The following is a 13,334-nucleotide window of genomic DNA, read 5'->3' on the forward strand; positions in this document are numbered from 1 at the left end:
GCCATTGGGCTGTTGTTTTTTGCTTCGCCGCCATTAGTCTTGCGTTCGAAATGAAGCAGGAGACGGCGGATTATGGCATTGCTGACAGGCGGGAATGCGGATTGGTGGCGGGGCGCAGTGATCTATCAGGTCTACCCGCGTTCGTTTCAGGATACGAACGGGGACGGGCTCGGCGACCTCAAGGGAATAACCCGGCGTCTTCCCTATATCGCCAGCCTCGGGGTCGATGCGATCTGGCTCTCTCCCTTCTTCAAGTCGCCGATGGCCGATATGGGCTATGACGTCTCCGACTATTGCGACGTCGACCCGATTTTCGGCACGATCGAGGATTTCGACGCGATGATGGCAGAAGCCCACAGGCTCGGCATAAAGGTCATCATCGATCAGGTGATTTCCCACACATCCGACCGGCATCCATGGTTTGTCGAAAGCCGCTCCAGCCGCACCAACGACAAGGCCGATTGGTATGTCTGGGCCGATCCGAAGCCGGACGGGACGGCGCCGAACAACTGGCTGTCGATCTTCGGCGGCCCGGGATGGGAATGGGACGGCGTGCGCCGGCAATATTACCAGCACAATTTTCTGACCTCCCAACCCGATCTGAACTTTCATTGTAAAGAAGTTCAGGACGCGTTGCTGAAGACAGTGAAATTCTGGCTCGACCGCGGAGTTGACGGTTTCCGCCTCGATACTGTGAATTATTACTTCTGCGACAAGCTGCTCCGAGACAATCCGCCGCACGAGCCGGACCCGGATCAAGCTGGTCTCGATGCACCCGACACTAATCCTTACGGCATGCAGAACCATCTTTACGACAAGACTCAGCCGGAGAACCTCGAATTCCTCAAGCGGTTCCGGGCTCTGCTCAATCAGTACGAAGGACGCACGACCGTCGGTGAAGTCGGCGACGGTGCACGTTCGCTGAAGACCGTCGCGGCCTATACGACCGGCGGCGACAAACTGCATATGTGCTATACCTTCGACCTGCTCGGCCCTGAATTCACTGCCGCCCATATCCGCAGCTGTGTCGAAACCTTCCAGCGCATGGTCAAAGATGGCTGGGTCTGCTGGGCCTTTTCCAATCACGACGTCAACCGCCACGTCAGCCGCTTCGCCCTGACGGAAGAGGAACGTCCGGTCATTGCCAAGCTGGCAATTTCAGTGCTCGCGGCACTCCGCGGTTCGATCTGCCTCTATCAAGGCGAGGAACTGGGGCTGCCGGAAGCGGAGCTCGCCTTCGAAGACTTGCGCGACCCCTATGGCATCCGCTTCTGGCCGGCCTTCAAGGGGCGTGACGGATGCCGTACGCCGATGCCATGGGAAGCCGGCAAGGCGCATGCAGGGTTCACCAGTGCGGAGAAGAGCTGGCTGCCGGTTCCCTATGAACATGCGGCGCTCGCCGTCGATACGCAGGAGAATAATGACGGTTCGGTTCTGCACCATTACCGGCGCACGCTGGAATTCCGGAAGAGCCAGCCCGTGTTGCTGGATGGCAGTATGGAGTTCGTCGGTACCGACAAGGATCTTTTGGCTTTCGTTCGCGAAAAGGGGGACGAGAAGCTGCTGTTTGTCTTCAACCTGACGCGCGAGCCGGCGGAGTTTGAGCTACCTGCCGGTATGAAATTGGGCGCGCCGCTGAGGATGCCAGGGTTCCATGCCGTCGCCGGCGCCCTTACGGTGAAGCTCGACGCGCTTGACGCTTTCTGTGCCCGCATCAGCTAAGCGTCATCCGATCAGTGCGAAGCGATCGACATCGACCATTCCCTTGTCCGAGATCTTCAAATGCGGGATCACGGGCAAAGGTAGGAAGGCAACCTGCAAGAAAGGTTCCTCCAACGTCGTGCCGAGGGCGTAGGCTGCCTTTCGTAAATGATGCAGTGTGTCTCGCACGGTTTCATAGGGCTCCAGGCTCATCAGGCCGGCGACGGGCAGGGCAATTTCGCCGGTGACCTTGCCGTCTTCGACCACCACGAAGCCACCCTTGATCTCCCCGAGACGATTGGCCGCGAGTGCCATGTCGTCTTCGCTGACGCCGACGATGCAGATATTGTGGCTGTCATGGCCGACCGTCGAGGCTATGGCGCCCTTCTTCAATCCAAAACCTTGGACGAAGCCGTTGGCGTGGTTGCCATTCTTGCCGTGGCGTTCGATGACGGCCACCTTGATGATGTCATTGCCGAGATCAACGGTCGTCTGATTGCCTCTGGCCGGCAGGCGGTAGCGACGATGCTCGGTGATGATCTTGCCGGCTATGACACCGATGACAGGCGTTTCTCCCTCCGAAACAGGCACGCCGAAATGGGCCGCGTTGACCGGGCGAGCCTTGACGCTGTCGAGGCCAACCGGCGACACCGACTTACGAGTGGCAAAAAGCGCATCGGTGACTTGGCGACCGGCAGAGAACACCATCTCTGACCTGCAATTCTCCAGGCTGTCGAGCACGACGAGATCGGCTCGCCAGCCGGGGGCAACAAGGCCGCGGTCGCGCAAGCCAAATGCGCGGGCGGCGGAGATCGAGGCGGCGCGGTAGATTGCCAGCGGTTCGACACCTTTAGCGATCGCCGTGCGGATCATGTAGTCGAGATGGCCCTGCTCGGCAATATCGAGCGGATTGCGGTCATCGGTGCAGAGCGCAAGATAGGGCGAGAGGCGCTCAGTGATGATGGGCATCAGCGCATGAAGATCCTTGGAGACAGAGCCCTCGCGCACGAGGATGTGCATGCCCTTGCGGATTTTCTCCAGCGCTTCGGTCGCGCTCGTGCATTCATGCTCGGTGCGGATGCCGGTGGCGAGATAGCCGTTCAGATCATTGCCTGAGAGCAGCGGCGCATGGCCGTCGATATGCCCGCCCTGGAAAGCGTCGAGCTTCGCCATGCAGACAGGATCCTTGTGGATCACGCCCGGGAAATTCATGAATTCGGCAAGGCCGATGACTTTGGGGTGATCGCGATAGGGCAGGAGGCTTTCGACCGGCAGGTCGGCGCCGGATGTTTCCAGATGTGTGGCGGGCACGCAGGAGGAAAGCTGGACGCGGATATCCATGATCGTTTCCAGCGCCGAAGCGAGGAAGAATTCGATGCCTTCTTTGCCGAGCACATTGGCGATCTCGTGAGGGTCGCAGATCACTGTCGTCACGCCGTAAGGCAGAACGCAGCGGTCGAATTCGTGCGGCGTGACGAGCGAGGATTCGATGTGCAGATGCGTATCGATGAAGCCGGGAACGACGATCTTGCCGGAAATGTCGATCTCGGTTTGGCCGCTGTAGCTGCCGCAGGTGCCGACGATGCGCTCGCCGCCGATGGCAACGTCCGACTGAACGAGTTCGCCGGTCACGAGATCGAAAAAGCGTCCGCCCTTCAGCACGATATCGGCCGGTACGCGGCCCAGACCCTGATCAATGAGACGTTCGAGCTTGGCGGTCATGACACTCCTCGCGATGCATCGATTCCGCGAGTTATAGCGCATCTGTTTGCGGATTCGATGGCCCCAAACGAAACCGGGCGCCAATGGCGCCCGATCCCGTGTCATATTCGTTCCGATTACTCGGCAGCGACGATCTTGCCGCCTTCCCACTTGTAGAGAGAAAAGCTCTGCGAGGAGAGGTCGCCGGTTTCGCCGTAGGTGAGCTTGCCGATCGCGGTCGGGATCTGCTCGCCGCCCTTCAGGGCCGCCGCAACAGCTTCCGCATCCTCGGCGCTGCCGGCCTTCTCGATCCCGGCCTTCAGAACTTCGACTGCGGCGTAGGCATTGAGCGTGAAGGCTTCAGCCGGGATCTTCTTGGCGGCGAGCGCATCGGCAGCAGCCTTGGAGTCCGGGCTTTTGGTGGCGTCGGAAGCGTTCGTGAACAGGGTGCCGGCGGCGGCATCCGTGCCGATTGTCCAGAATTCGGTATTGGAGAGGCCGTCGCCGCCGATGATCTGGGCCTTCACCGAGAGGTCATGCAGCTGGCGGGCGAGCAGGCCGCCTTCCGGGTGATAGCCGCCGAAATAGATGAGATCGACATTCTCGGCCTTGATGCGGGTCGTCAGTGCGGAGAAATCCTTGTCGCCCGGCGTGATGGAGTCGTTGATGACCTCGGTAACGCCGCCGGCGTTCAGCGTTGCCTTGAAGGCATCGGCGAGGCCCTTACCGTAAGCGCCCTTGTCGTTGATGATGGCGACGCGCTTGTCCTTGAAGTGCTCGAGAACGTATTTGCCCGCGACTTCAGCCTGCTGGTCGTCACGGCCGCAGGTGCGCAGAACGTTCGTCAGGCCGCGCTTGGTAAGGTCGGGTGCGGTGGCGGTCGGGGTAACCATCAGCACGCCGTTTTCCGCCAGAACGTCGGAAACCGGGATGGCAACGCCAGAGGTGACCGGGCCGACAACGAAGTGGATGCCTTCGCCGACAACCTTGTTTGCAGCGGACACTCCCTGCTTCGGTTCGCCGGCGTCATCGGCCAGTTCGAGGATGACCTTCTGACCGAGAATGCCGCCCTTCTTGTTGATTTCGTCGACGGCGGTCTGCGCGCCGTTCTTCACCTGATCGCCATAGGCAGCTACCGGACCGGTCAGCGGTGCGATAAGGCCGATGGTTATATCCGCATGCGCGAGTGGCGCGAATGCCAGAGAGGCGACGAGCGTCGCCGTCAAAGTCTTCAGGGTCATGTTCTGTCTCCTTGGGGTGGGGTCTATTTCGACCACCGGTTGCTTGCCGCACAGGCCGTTTCTTCGTCAGCGCTCCCTCAGGAGCGTGCCAAGGACGAGGAAAAGCAGCGCGATCAATGAGCCTCGCGGCCATGTTTGGCTCGCGCGGCGCATGGAAAGTTTTCTAGAAATTTCGGTGAGATTTCGCAAGATGATAACAAGATCGGCGCCGTTTTCGCCAAGTCTGGAAAGATTACGTCGGGTTTTTTGATCTTTTGGTCCATTTCCCGCAATTTTCGGTCTGTTCTTCCGATCGCCAGCAAGCTCGCCATAGCCACAGCAGCCGGCCTCAACCTGGAGTCAACAGGCGACGTTTCTCCAACCGGTGAGGCGTTGAGGTGACGGAGTTGCCCTATTGCTGAGGGAGGGCCTTTCGCAGGAAGTCGGTGATCATGCCGGTAACCTGTCCGTGAATCCTCTCGCGATCTGCGCCGATCCCGTCCCGGCAGACGATGCTCTCGCCTGGTGCTTCTTTCTCGATCCATTCAGCGGCACCAGGCTTGCAGGGTTGCATGAAGCTGAAATGCAGCGACCCGGGGACAAGGCTGTACTTAGTCGTTGCTGGCGGCAGATAGCGGGAGATGTAGGCGGAATCCACGTTCGTCGCGGCTATCTCCGCCTTGGTTGCCGTATCTGCATCGACATCATCAGCGGCGCCCAGTACCAAGACGGGGATATGGATTGTCGCAAGGCTCTCCGGCGTCAGCCCACGGCCGGGTCCGAGATCTAGCGTCACCACGGCACCGATTCTCGGATCGCTGAGATCGGCTGCCAGCGCCGTATTGGAGGAGGCATCGCGGCCGATGCCCAGCGCCTCGAATATCTTGCAATAGATCGGGCTGAATTCAGCGGCGCAATTCGTCGTCACCTTCGCCGCATCGAAGCGGCCGCCCGCTAGTTCGATGACCGTCCACCCGCCGAGCGAATGGCCGATGGCGGCAATCCGATCGGACGCCACGCCACCCGTCAGATCGGAATTGCCGAGCAGAGCATCGATCGTGCGGCTGATATCGTTGGGGCGCTTCCATAGTTCGACAGCATCGGGTTTTCGCATATCGAATGTGGTCGTGCCGGGATGATCGGGAGCGGCGACGACATAGCCTACGTTCACGAGTTCAACGGCAAGCCAAGCGAGGTTGCGCCAGCTGCCGCCATATCCATGGGAGAGGACGACCAGCGGATGCGGACCGGTTGTGGGTTCGGCGTCCCTGATAACGGGCTGGCCGACAGAAGCCGGCGTTTCGCCGAGAAGAATCGGGGTGGCATCCGATACCGTTGGGTACCAGATGCTGACATGGACAGGACGGTCGGTGTTGTTGCCGGGCAGAGTGGTTTCGCGGAAGCCGGTTGCGGCCTGTGCTGCCGATGCCAACAGCAGCACGAAGAAGAAAATGAATGCAAGTCTTTGCATGGGATCTCCATTGGGCTGATTTGCCCTGTCTGCAGGAAATCCTTCGCATCGGAGACCGATAACGCGATCTAGGTCGTTGACATCAAAAGAAAGGCGAAGCCGGAGCCTCGCCCTTAAGTCCAATCAGAAAGATGCATTCAGTCAGACGATCGAGGTCAGATGTTGTTCTGCAGGATCGTGCGCAGCTTGCCGAAAAGCTCGTCGATGTGTTTCTTCTCGATGATCAGCGGCGGCGAGAGCGCGATGATGTCGCCTGTCGTGCGGATCAGCAGGCCGCTCTCGTAAGCCTTGAGGAAGGCCGTGAAGGCGCGCTTGGTCGGCTCGCCGGCGATCGGGTCGAGTTCGATCGCGCCGATGAGACCGGTATTTCTGATGTCGATGACGTTGGGGCAATCCTTCAGCGAGTGCAGTGCATCGGCCCAATAATCGGAAAGCTCGCCTGCGCGGGTCAGCAGGCCCTCTTCCTTGTAGGTGTCGAGCGTCGCAATGGCGGCGGCCGAGGCGATCGGGTTTCCGGAATAGGTATAGCCGTGGAAGAACTCGATCATGTGCTCGGGGCCGTTCATGAAGGCATCGTGGATTTCGGAGGTCACGAAGACGGCGCCCATCGGGATGACGCCGTTGGTCAGGCCCTTGGCGGTGGTGATGATATCTGGCTTCACGTCGTAATACTGGGCGGCGAAGGGAGCGCCGAGGCGACCGAAGCCGGTAATGACTTCGTCAAAGATCAGCAGGATGCCGTGCTTGGTGCAGATCTCGCGCAGTTTCTGCAGATAGCCCTTCGGCGGAATAAGAACGCCGGTGGAGCCGGCGACCGGCTCGACGATGACGGCGGCAACCGTGGAGGCGTCATGCAAGGTGACGATGCGTTCGAGTTCGGTGGCAATATCGCCGCCAATTTCGGGTTCGCCGCGTGTGAAGTTGTTCTTGCCGGGCAGATGGGTATGCGGCATGTGGTCGACACCAGTCAGCAGCGTGCCGAACATCTTGCGATTGGTGACGATGCCGCCGACGGAGATGCCGCCAAAGTTGACGCCGTGGTAGCCACGCTCGCGGCCGATCAGGCGGAAACGTGAACCGTTGCCTTTGACGCGGTGATAGGCGAGAGCGACCTTGAGCGCTGTTTCGACCGATTCAGAACCGGAATTGGTATAAAGCACATGGTTCATGCCCTCGGGTGCGATGTCGACCAGGCGGTTGGCGAGCTCGAAGGCCTTCGGGTGGCCGAGCTGGAAGGCCGGGGCGTAGTCGAGCTCGCCCGCCTGCTCGCGGATCGCCTCCGTGATCTTCGGGCGGCAGTGTCCGGCGTTCACGCACCAGAGGCCAGCCGTACCGTCCAAAACCTGACGGCCGTCATGGGTCTGGTAGTACATATCCTTCGCGCTCACGAAGAGGCGCGGTTCCTTCTTGAACTGGCGGTTCGCGGTAAAAGGCATCCAAAAGGCGCGAAGGTCGTTTGGCGTTGCATTCAGGCGGTTGGACATGCTGTTCTCCTGGCCGTTGGGGGAGGCCGTTCCCGTTTTAGGCTTGGCGCCGTTTATTTTTACTGCCCGGTCAAATTATCAGCGCCCGGCAAGGCGTCAAGCCGGAGAAGCGTCACCCTCTGCCGTGCCTGGATACTGCGGGCGCCATCAATCCTTCGCCCGGCATTGCTGCAAAATCCAGGGCCGAAACGGCTGAAAGCATTTCATCTATTTTTGTTGAAATTCAATTGCTTTTAACGAAGGTAGTTATGCGGGACCATCAGAAGACGAGGCCGCCGCCGAAGGCAATGCCGACTCCGTCTAAGTGATGGGTAAGGAAGATCCGGGGCCGTGCGCTGCCGAAGCTCATCTATACACCTGTCGGTCCAGTTGGCGAATCTCGCACGATCGACAATGAGTATGCGATCTCGATGGAAGATGCCGACGGCCTTCAATCCGGGTGTGCCGGCCCGCCTTACGCTCGTCGTGCTGACTTGCACCAAAAGCGGGCGCGGGCAGTTAGGCGTCTTTTCCAAGGAAACAAGACCGGCAATCCTCGCGAATTGCCGGTCTTCAACGCTTCACGTGCTGAAATAGCGCGAGCAGTATCCGAGGAGATATCTCCTCGGATACTGCTCTGACTGACATCATGTCAGCGCTAACATCAGGCTGCGGATCTGTTCCGGTTCTGGGCCACGTAGATATCCTCGAGTGTTGCAAGGATCTTCATGACTGGCTCGGAATTACTGGAATAGTAGATCGTCTGTGCATCACGACGGGTCTTGACCAGCTTCTGAGCGCGCAATTTCGACAGATGCTGGGAGAGCGCAGACTGGCTCAGGCCGACCTGGGTGGCAAGAACGCCGACAGGCACTTCTCCCTTTACCAGACTCGTCAGGATCAGCAAACGCTTGGGGTTGGCCATGGCCGATAATAAAGCTGCCGCCACATTGGTGTGCTCGGCCAAATCAGTGGGTTCCATATTTCTTTCTTCCTAATGCGAAACGTACATCATCCGTACAGGCACAGGCCGTCAGACGGTTCTTCGACTGACGCTAAAAACTAGCAACTGCGGTCGAAGATTGTATATACCTAATTTTAAGGTATCAGGTATGCTATTTTAGATATGTTTGAACAAATGTGATCTAAATCCGCAGCGGGCGTGTCGAACTCGCAACGCATCAACAAATCACCTGAAATCATATCAAAACCTGCGGAATCGACCCCATATATGCGCCAGGGACCGGCTTCAGGGGCGCCTAGCCTCAATGTCAGCGTTGACATCAGATCCGGATGGCGCGCTACTAAATCTTGCACTGCTGCCTCAGCTTTTTCAGCGAGGGCATCATTTGCCTCTGAATGAATCACGAGATCGCCGCCGTCCAAAATATAGGCACGGCCGAAGCCGCCATTGAGGCTGGCCGATTGCGGGACGAGGCGAAAGAAACGGAAATCCGGGAAATCGATATAGAGTCCCGCCTTGGCGTGTCGCGCGAGAAAACGGGTGCGGATGCGCGTATGGAGGGGCGTATCGCGATCTACCGGTTCCGCATAGCACTGGGTGGTCAGGCGCGCATGGGCAAGCGGGTCGCCCTTGCCGGGCTCGCCGGTCAAGAGCGAGGCTCTCGCATCGGCGGCGAGCGCTTTGGTGTGGGTCGAGAGCGCCGAAACCAGGATAACGGGCACGCCGTCTATATCGGTACCGAGAAGAACTCGGCTTGCGAAAGGAAAGCCGGTTTCAGGATGGAGAACGGCAAGGGCCGCATAGCGGGCGGAGCGCAGGAGAATGCGCGCCAGCCTGCGGGCCTCGTCGTCGGTTTCGCGAAGCGTGGATGACGGTTCTTTCATATCCGCCATGTTGCAAGGCGACGTGAAAGGATCAAGTCTAAAGCGCGCCATCGCCAGGATGGACGTTCGAGACTTTAGCTTCTTGCTCCTGCATGCATTATCGCAAAAACCGCTGCACAGCTTTACGTGTCGTGCTTTATTCCCTCCGCCTGTGTCGCGTGAGGCCGGCGACAACATCCTGTGCGGAAATCGTGCCGACGATCTGGCCGTTGTCGACAACACCGATACTGCCGGGCTGCCGGGAGAGGGTATCGAGGACATCGACAAGCGGCGTGGTCGGACGTGCAGTGGCGCTGACCGACATGCCGATCGCGGCATCGCCAAGCCCTGGCTGCATTACGTCCGAGGCCATCAGCATATTGATCGGGTTCATGTTCTGTACGAAGTCGGCGACATATTGGTCGGCCGGGTTCTTGACGATTTCCTGCGGCGTCCCGCACTGGATGATCCGTCCGCCCTCCATAATGGCGATGCGGTTGCCAATCCGGAAGGCTTCGTCGAGATCGTGGCTGACGAAGAGAATGGTCTTCTTCAGCCGCCGCTGGAACTCCAGAAGTTCGTCCTGCAGTCGCGTACGGATCAGCGGATCGAGTGCGGAGAACGGCTCGTCCATCAGCAGGATCGGGGCGCCGGTGGCGAATGCGCGGGCCAGGCCGACGCGCTGCTGCATACCGCCGGAGAGTTCGTTGACCTTGCGATCCGCCCATTTCGTCAGGTTGACGAGTTCGAGCTGCTCACCGACCCGGCTCTTGCGCTCAGCCTCCCGCACGCCCGAGAGCTCAAGTCCGAAACCGACGTTCTCCGCGACGGTACGCCAGGGCAGCAGAGCGAATTGCTGGAATACCATAGAGACCGTATGTGTACGCAGATCGCGCAGCGCCTTCGCATTGCACCTGTAAGGATTTACTGGCCCCGTTGCCGTCGAAACGGCGACGTCGCCGCGCACCACAGGCGCGAGCCCGTTGACGGCGCGCAGAAGCGTCGACTTGCCGGAGCCGGAAAGGCCCATCAGCACGAGGATCTCGCCTTCCTTGATCGTCAGCGAGGCATTGGCGACGCCAAGAACGAGACCGGTTTCGGCGCTGATCTCATCGCGTGAGCGACCCTTGTCGACCATGGCGAGTCCGATTTCCGGCCGATCGCCGAAGATGATGCTGACATCATTGAAACTGACCGCGGTCATGCGCCGTCTCCTTCGCCTTCGGTGCGGAACATGCGGTCCAGAATGATTGCCAGGATCACGATACAGAAACCGGCCTCAAACCCCTTGGCGATGTTGACGGTATTCAGGGCGCGCACGACAGGTACGCCGAGACCGGGAGCGCCAACGAGGGCGGCGATGACGACCATCGAGAGGGAGAGCATGATGGTCTGCGTCAGGCCGGCCATGATTTGCGGCATCGCAAAGGGCAGCTCGACCTTACGAAGAACCTGGGTCGGCGTCGCGCCGAAGGCGATGGCGGCTTCGACGAGGGAAGGAGGCGTCGAGATGATGCCGAGACGGGTGAGGCGGATGGGGGCGGGGATGGCAAAGATGACCGTTGCGATCAGGCCCGGCACCATGCCGAGGCCGAAAAGGATAAGTGCCGGAATTAGATAGACGAAGGTCGGGATGGTCTGCATAAGGTCCAGAACGGGCCGCATGGCGGCATAGATCCAGGCGCGACGGGCTGCCGCGATGCCGAGCGGAATACCGATCAACATGCTGACGAAAGTTGCGGCGAGCACGAGCGCCAGCGTTTCCGTCGTTTCCTTCCAGTAGCCCTGGTTCATGATGAGCAGCAGCCCAAGACAGGTGAAGACTGCCACTGTTATCGACCGGCGCAGCCACCAGGCTACCAGGCTGATCACGAGGATGGCGATCAGCGGATTGGGCATCTGCAACACGAAAAGCAGGCCATTGATGACATGCGACAGCAGAGCGGAGAGTTGCTTGAAGAACCATTCGCCGTTCGTCGTCAGCCAGTCAACAAAGGTCTTGGCCCACGGGCCAATGGGAATTTTAGCGTCGGTGATCCAATTCACGAGGCGCGCCTGTTTTTGAGAACGAAGATCGGGATGAAAACGGAAAGGGGCGGCAGATCCGCCCCTTCATTTCATCAGAGGCCAAGGCCGGACTTGACGGCTGCGAGGCCATCGCTGCTGCCATCGCGCGTCTTGACGCCGGCAAGCCAGGGTTCGACCGTAGAGGGATTGGCCTTCAGCCATTCGCCCGCCGCCTTTTCCGGATCTTCACCGTCGTTCAGGATCTTGTTCATGATCTCGTTCTCCATCTTCAGGGAGAACTTGAGATTCTTCACAAACGTTCCCACGTTCGGGCACTCGCTGAGATAGCCGGCGCGCACGTTGGTATAGACTTCGGCGCCGCCGAAATTCGGTCCGAACGTATCGTCGCCACCCGACAGATAGGTCATCTTGAAGTTGGTGTTCATCGGATGCGGTTCCCAGCCGAGGAAGACGATAGGCTTGCCCTCCTTCTCGGCGCGGGCGACCTGCGCCAGCATGCCCTGCTCTGAGGATTCAACGAGTTCCATGTCCTTCATGCCGAAGGTGTTCTTGTCGATCATGTCGATGACGTGGCGGTTGCCGTCATTGCCGGGCTCGATGCCGTAAATCTTGCCGTCAAGATCGGCCTTGTGAGCAGCGATATCCTTGAAGTCCTTGATGCCAAGTTCGGCGCCTTTGGCGTTGGTCGCCAGCGTATATTTGGCGCCGACAAGGTTCGGACCGTAGGACTCGACCGACTTGTCGTCCAGGTAGGGCTGGATATCCGCCTTCTGGGACTGCATCCAGTTGCCGAGGAATACGTCGATGTCCTTGTTTTTCATCGATGTATAGGTCACCGGCAATGAGAGAACCTTGATGTCGGTCTCATAGCCGAGCTTCTTGAGGAGCAGAGAGGCGGTTGCAGTGGTGGAGGTAACGTCCGTCCAGCCGATATCAGAAAGATGAACGGTGGAGCAGCTTGCCGGATCTGCGGAGAAGGCAGCGCTCGCAATGGAGAGAGCAGCGACTGCGGTAGCGGTAACGAGTTTAAATGCGCTTGTTGTTTTCATTTTAGACTCCCAGTCTTACGTTCCCAAGCCAATCACCATTAGCCCAGTTTTACAAGCGATCTCGGCGCGTTTGCGGCGTTCCGGACTATGTGATTGCGACGTGCCGCATTTTGGGAAAGCCTGAGTTACAAGGCTTCTGGCGGATTCGACGCCTGGATTTCCTGTGACTATCGAATTGAGGGGCTTTTCTTTGCATTCGGCAGCTTCCAAGAAACCAGGCAAGGAGAATCCGATGGCAAAACTCTATTTCAACTACTCGACGATGAACGCCGGCAAATCGACTATGCTGCTGCAGGCCTCCTATAATTACCAGGAGCGCGGCATGCGCACGGTTCTGCTGATCGCAGCCTTCGATGATCGGGTCGGGCGTGGCGTCATCGGTTCGCGCATCGGATTGGAAGCAGAGGCCATTCCCTTCGAAAACGACAGCGATCTCTACGCGTTGGTTCAAAAGCTCAGCGGCGAGGGACAGCCGATCTCCTGTGTCTTCTTGGATGAGGCACATTTCATGACGCGCGAGCACGTTTGGCAGCTTGCGCGCGTGGTCGACAGGCTTGGCATTCCTGTCATGGTCTACGGCTTGAGAACGGATTTTCAGGGCAAGCTCTTCCCTGCCTCGCAGGAACTGCTGGCGATCGCCGATGAGATGCGCGAGGTACGCACCATCTGCCATTGCGGGCGCAAGGCGACCATGGTCGTGCGGCTCGACGCCGATGGCAAGGTGCTGCATGAGGGGGCGCAGATCGATGTTGGAGGAAACGAGAAATATGTTTCGCTATGCCGCCGGCATTGGGACGATGCAATGAACGGCGAATGGATCGCCGATCCGGTCTGACGGATCGGCCCCTGTTTTCTTTGACGCGGCAAACGAATA

11 protein-coding genes are annotated in these 13,334 nt (G+C 59.1%); 2 read left to right on the forward strand and 9 right to left on the reverse strand.

Features of this window, described 5'->3' with window-relative positions:
* Window positions 1-72 precede the first annotated feature (72 nt).
* Window positions 73-1,722 (forward strand): alpha-glucosidase family protein, encoded by a 1,650-nt coding sequence (locus FHX15_RS01605; RefSeq protein WP_184393089.1) that lies wholly within the window; start codon window positions 73-75, stop codon window positions 1,720-1,722.
* Window positions 1,723-1,725: 3 nt separating this feature from the next.
* Here the strand turns inward: FHX15_RS01605 and ade are convergent, their stop codons facing one another.
* From ade to FHX15_RS01650, 9 genes are all read right to left on the reverse strand, one after another.
* Complete coding sequence (gene ade / locus FHX15_RS01610) at window positions 1,726-3,423, reverse strand: adenine deaminase (RefSeq protein WP_184393091.1); 1,698 nt, start codon at window positions 3,421-3,423, stop codon at window positions 1,726-1,728.
* Between the two features lie 116 nt (window positions 3,424-3,539).
* A complete protein-coding gene (locus FHX15_RS01615) occupies window positions 3,540-4,643 on the reverse strand; it encodes a branched-chain amino acid ABC transporter substrate-binding protein (RefSeq protein WP_184393093.1) in 1,104 nt (367 codons plus the stop codon).
* A 391-nt stretch (window positions 4,644-5,034) separates the two neighbouring features.
* Complete coding sequence (locus FHX15_RS01620; protein ID WP_184393095.1) at window positions 5,035-6,093, reverse strand: alpha/beta fold hydrolase; 1,059 nt, start codon at window positions 6,091-6,093, stop codon at window positions 5,035-5,037.
* 155 nt (window positions 6,094-6,248) lie between these two features.
* A complete protein-coding gene (locus FHX15_RS01625; protein WP_184393097.1) occupies window positions 6,249-7,577 on the reverse strand; it encodes an aspartate aminotransferase family protein in 1,329 nt (442 codons plus the stop codon).
* Between the two features lie 643 nt (window positions 7,578-8,220).
* Window positions 8,221-8,538, reverse strand: coding sequence for a helix-turn-helix transcriptional regulator (locus FHX15_RS01630; RefSeq protein ID WP_184393099.1), 318 nt, complete (start codon window positions 8,536-8,538; stop codon window positions 8,221-8,223).
* Window positions 8,539-8,654: 116 nt separating this feature from the next.
* Complete coding sequence (locus FHX15_RS01635; RefSeq protein WP_184393987.1) at window positions 8,655-9,404, reverse strand: HugZ family protein; 750 nt, start codon at window positions 9,402-9,404, stop codon at window positions 8,655-8,657.
* Between the two features lie 136 nt (window positions 9,405-9,540).
* Window positions 9,541-10,587 (reverse strand): choline ABC transporter ATP-binding protein, encoded by a 1,047-nt coding sequence (gene choV / locus FHX15_RS01640; RefSeq protein ID WP_184393101.1) that lies wholly within the window; start codon window positions 10,585-10,587, stop codon window positions 9,541-9,543.
* Window positions 10,584-11,429 (reverse strand): choline ABC transporter permease subunit, encoded by an 846-nt coding sequence (choW, locus tag FHX15_RS01645; protein WP_184393103.1) that lies wholly within the window; start codon window positions 11,427-11,429, stop codon window positions 10,584-10,586. The genes choV and choW overlap by 4 nt, the downstream gene beginning before the upstream one ends.
* Before the next feature lie 74 nt (window positions 11,430-11,503).
* The gene (locus FHX15_RS01650) at window positions 11,504-12,460 is read right to left on the reverse strand and encodes a choline ABC transporter substrate-binding protein (RefSeq protein WP_184393104.1); all 957 of its coding nucleotides are present in this window, start codon (window positions 12,458-12,460) and stop codon (window positions 11,504-11,506) included.
* 232 nt (window positions 12,461-12,692) lie between these two features.
* Here FHX15_RS01650 and FHX15_RS01655 point away from each other — a divergent pair, with 232 nt between their 5' ends.
* The gene (locus FHX15_RS01655) at window positions 12,693-13,295 is read left to right on the forward strand and encodes a thymidine kinase (RefSeq protein WP_184393105.1); all 603 of its coding nucleotides are present in this window, start codon (window positions 12,693-12,695) and stop codon (window positions 13,293-13,295) included.
* Window positions 13,296-13,334 lie beyond the last annotated feature (39 nt).

The organism is Rhizobium sp. BK650, assembly GCF_014195325.1.
Lineage (GTDB): Bacteria > Pseudomonadota > Alphaproteobacteria > Rhizobiales > Rhizobiaceae > Rhizobium.

Bases quoted from the DNA above. Each gene is read 5' to 3' on its own strand.
- FHX15_RS01605 (WP_184393089.1), top strand. From the start codon at position 73: ATGGCATTGCTGACAGGCGGGAATGCGGATTGGTGGCGGGGCGCAGTG.
- ade (WP_184393091.1), bottom strand. From the start codon at position 3,423: ATGACCGCCAAGCTCGAACGTCTCATTGATCAGGGTCTGGGCCGCGTA.
- FHX15_RS01615 (WP_184393093.1), bottom strand. From the start codon at position 4,643: ATGACCCTGAAGACTTTGACGGCGACGCTCGTCGCCTCTCTGGCATTC.
- FHX15_RS01620 (WP_184393095.1), bottom strand. From the start codon at position 6,093: ATGCAAAGACTTGCATTCATTTTCTTCTTCGTGCTGCTGTTGGCATCG.
- FHX15_RS01625 (WP_184393097.1), bottom strand. From the start codon at position 7,577: ATGTCCAACCGCCTGAATGCAACGCCAAACGACCTTCGCGCCTTTTGG.
- FHX15_RS01630 (WP_184393099.1), bottom strand. From the start codon at position 8,538: ATGGAACCCACTGATTTGGCCGAGCACACCAATGTGGCGGCAGCTTTA.
- FHX15_RS01635 (WP_184393987.1), bottom strand. From the start codon at position 9,404: ATGAAAGAACCGTCATCCACGCTTCGCGAAACCGACGACGAGGCCCGC.
- choV (WP_184393101.1), bottom strand. From the start codon at position 10,587: ATGACCGCGGTCAGTTTCAATGATGTCAGCATCATCTTCGGCGATCGG.
- FHX15_RS01650 (WP_184393104.1), bottom strand. From the start codon at position 12,460: ATGAAAACAACAAGCGCATTTAAACTCGTTACCGCTACCGCAGTCGCT.
- FHX15_RS01655 (WP_184393105.1), top strand. From the start codon at position 12,693: ATGGCAAAACTCTATTTCAACTACTCGACGATGAACGCCGGCAAATCG.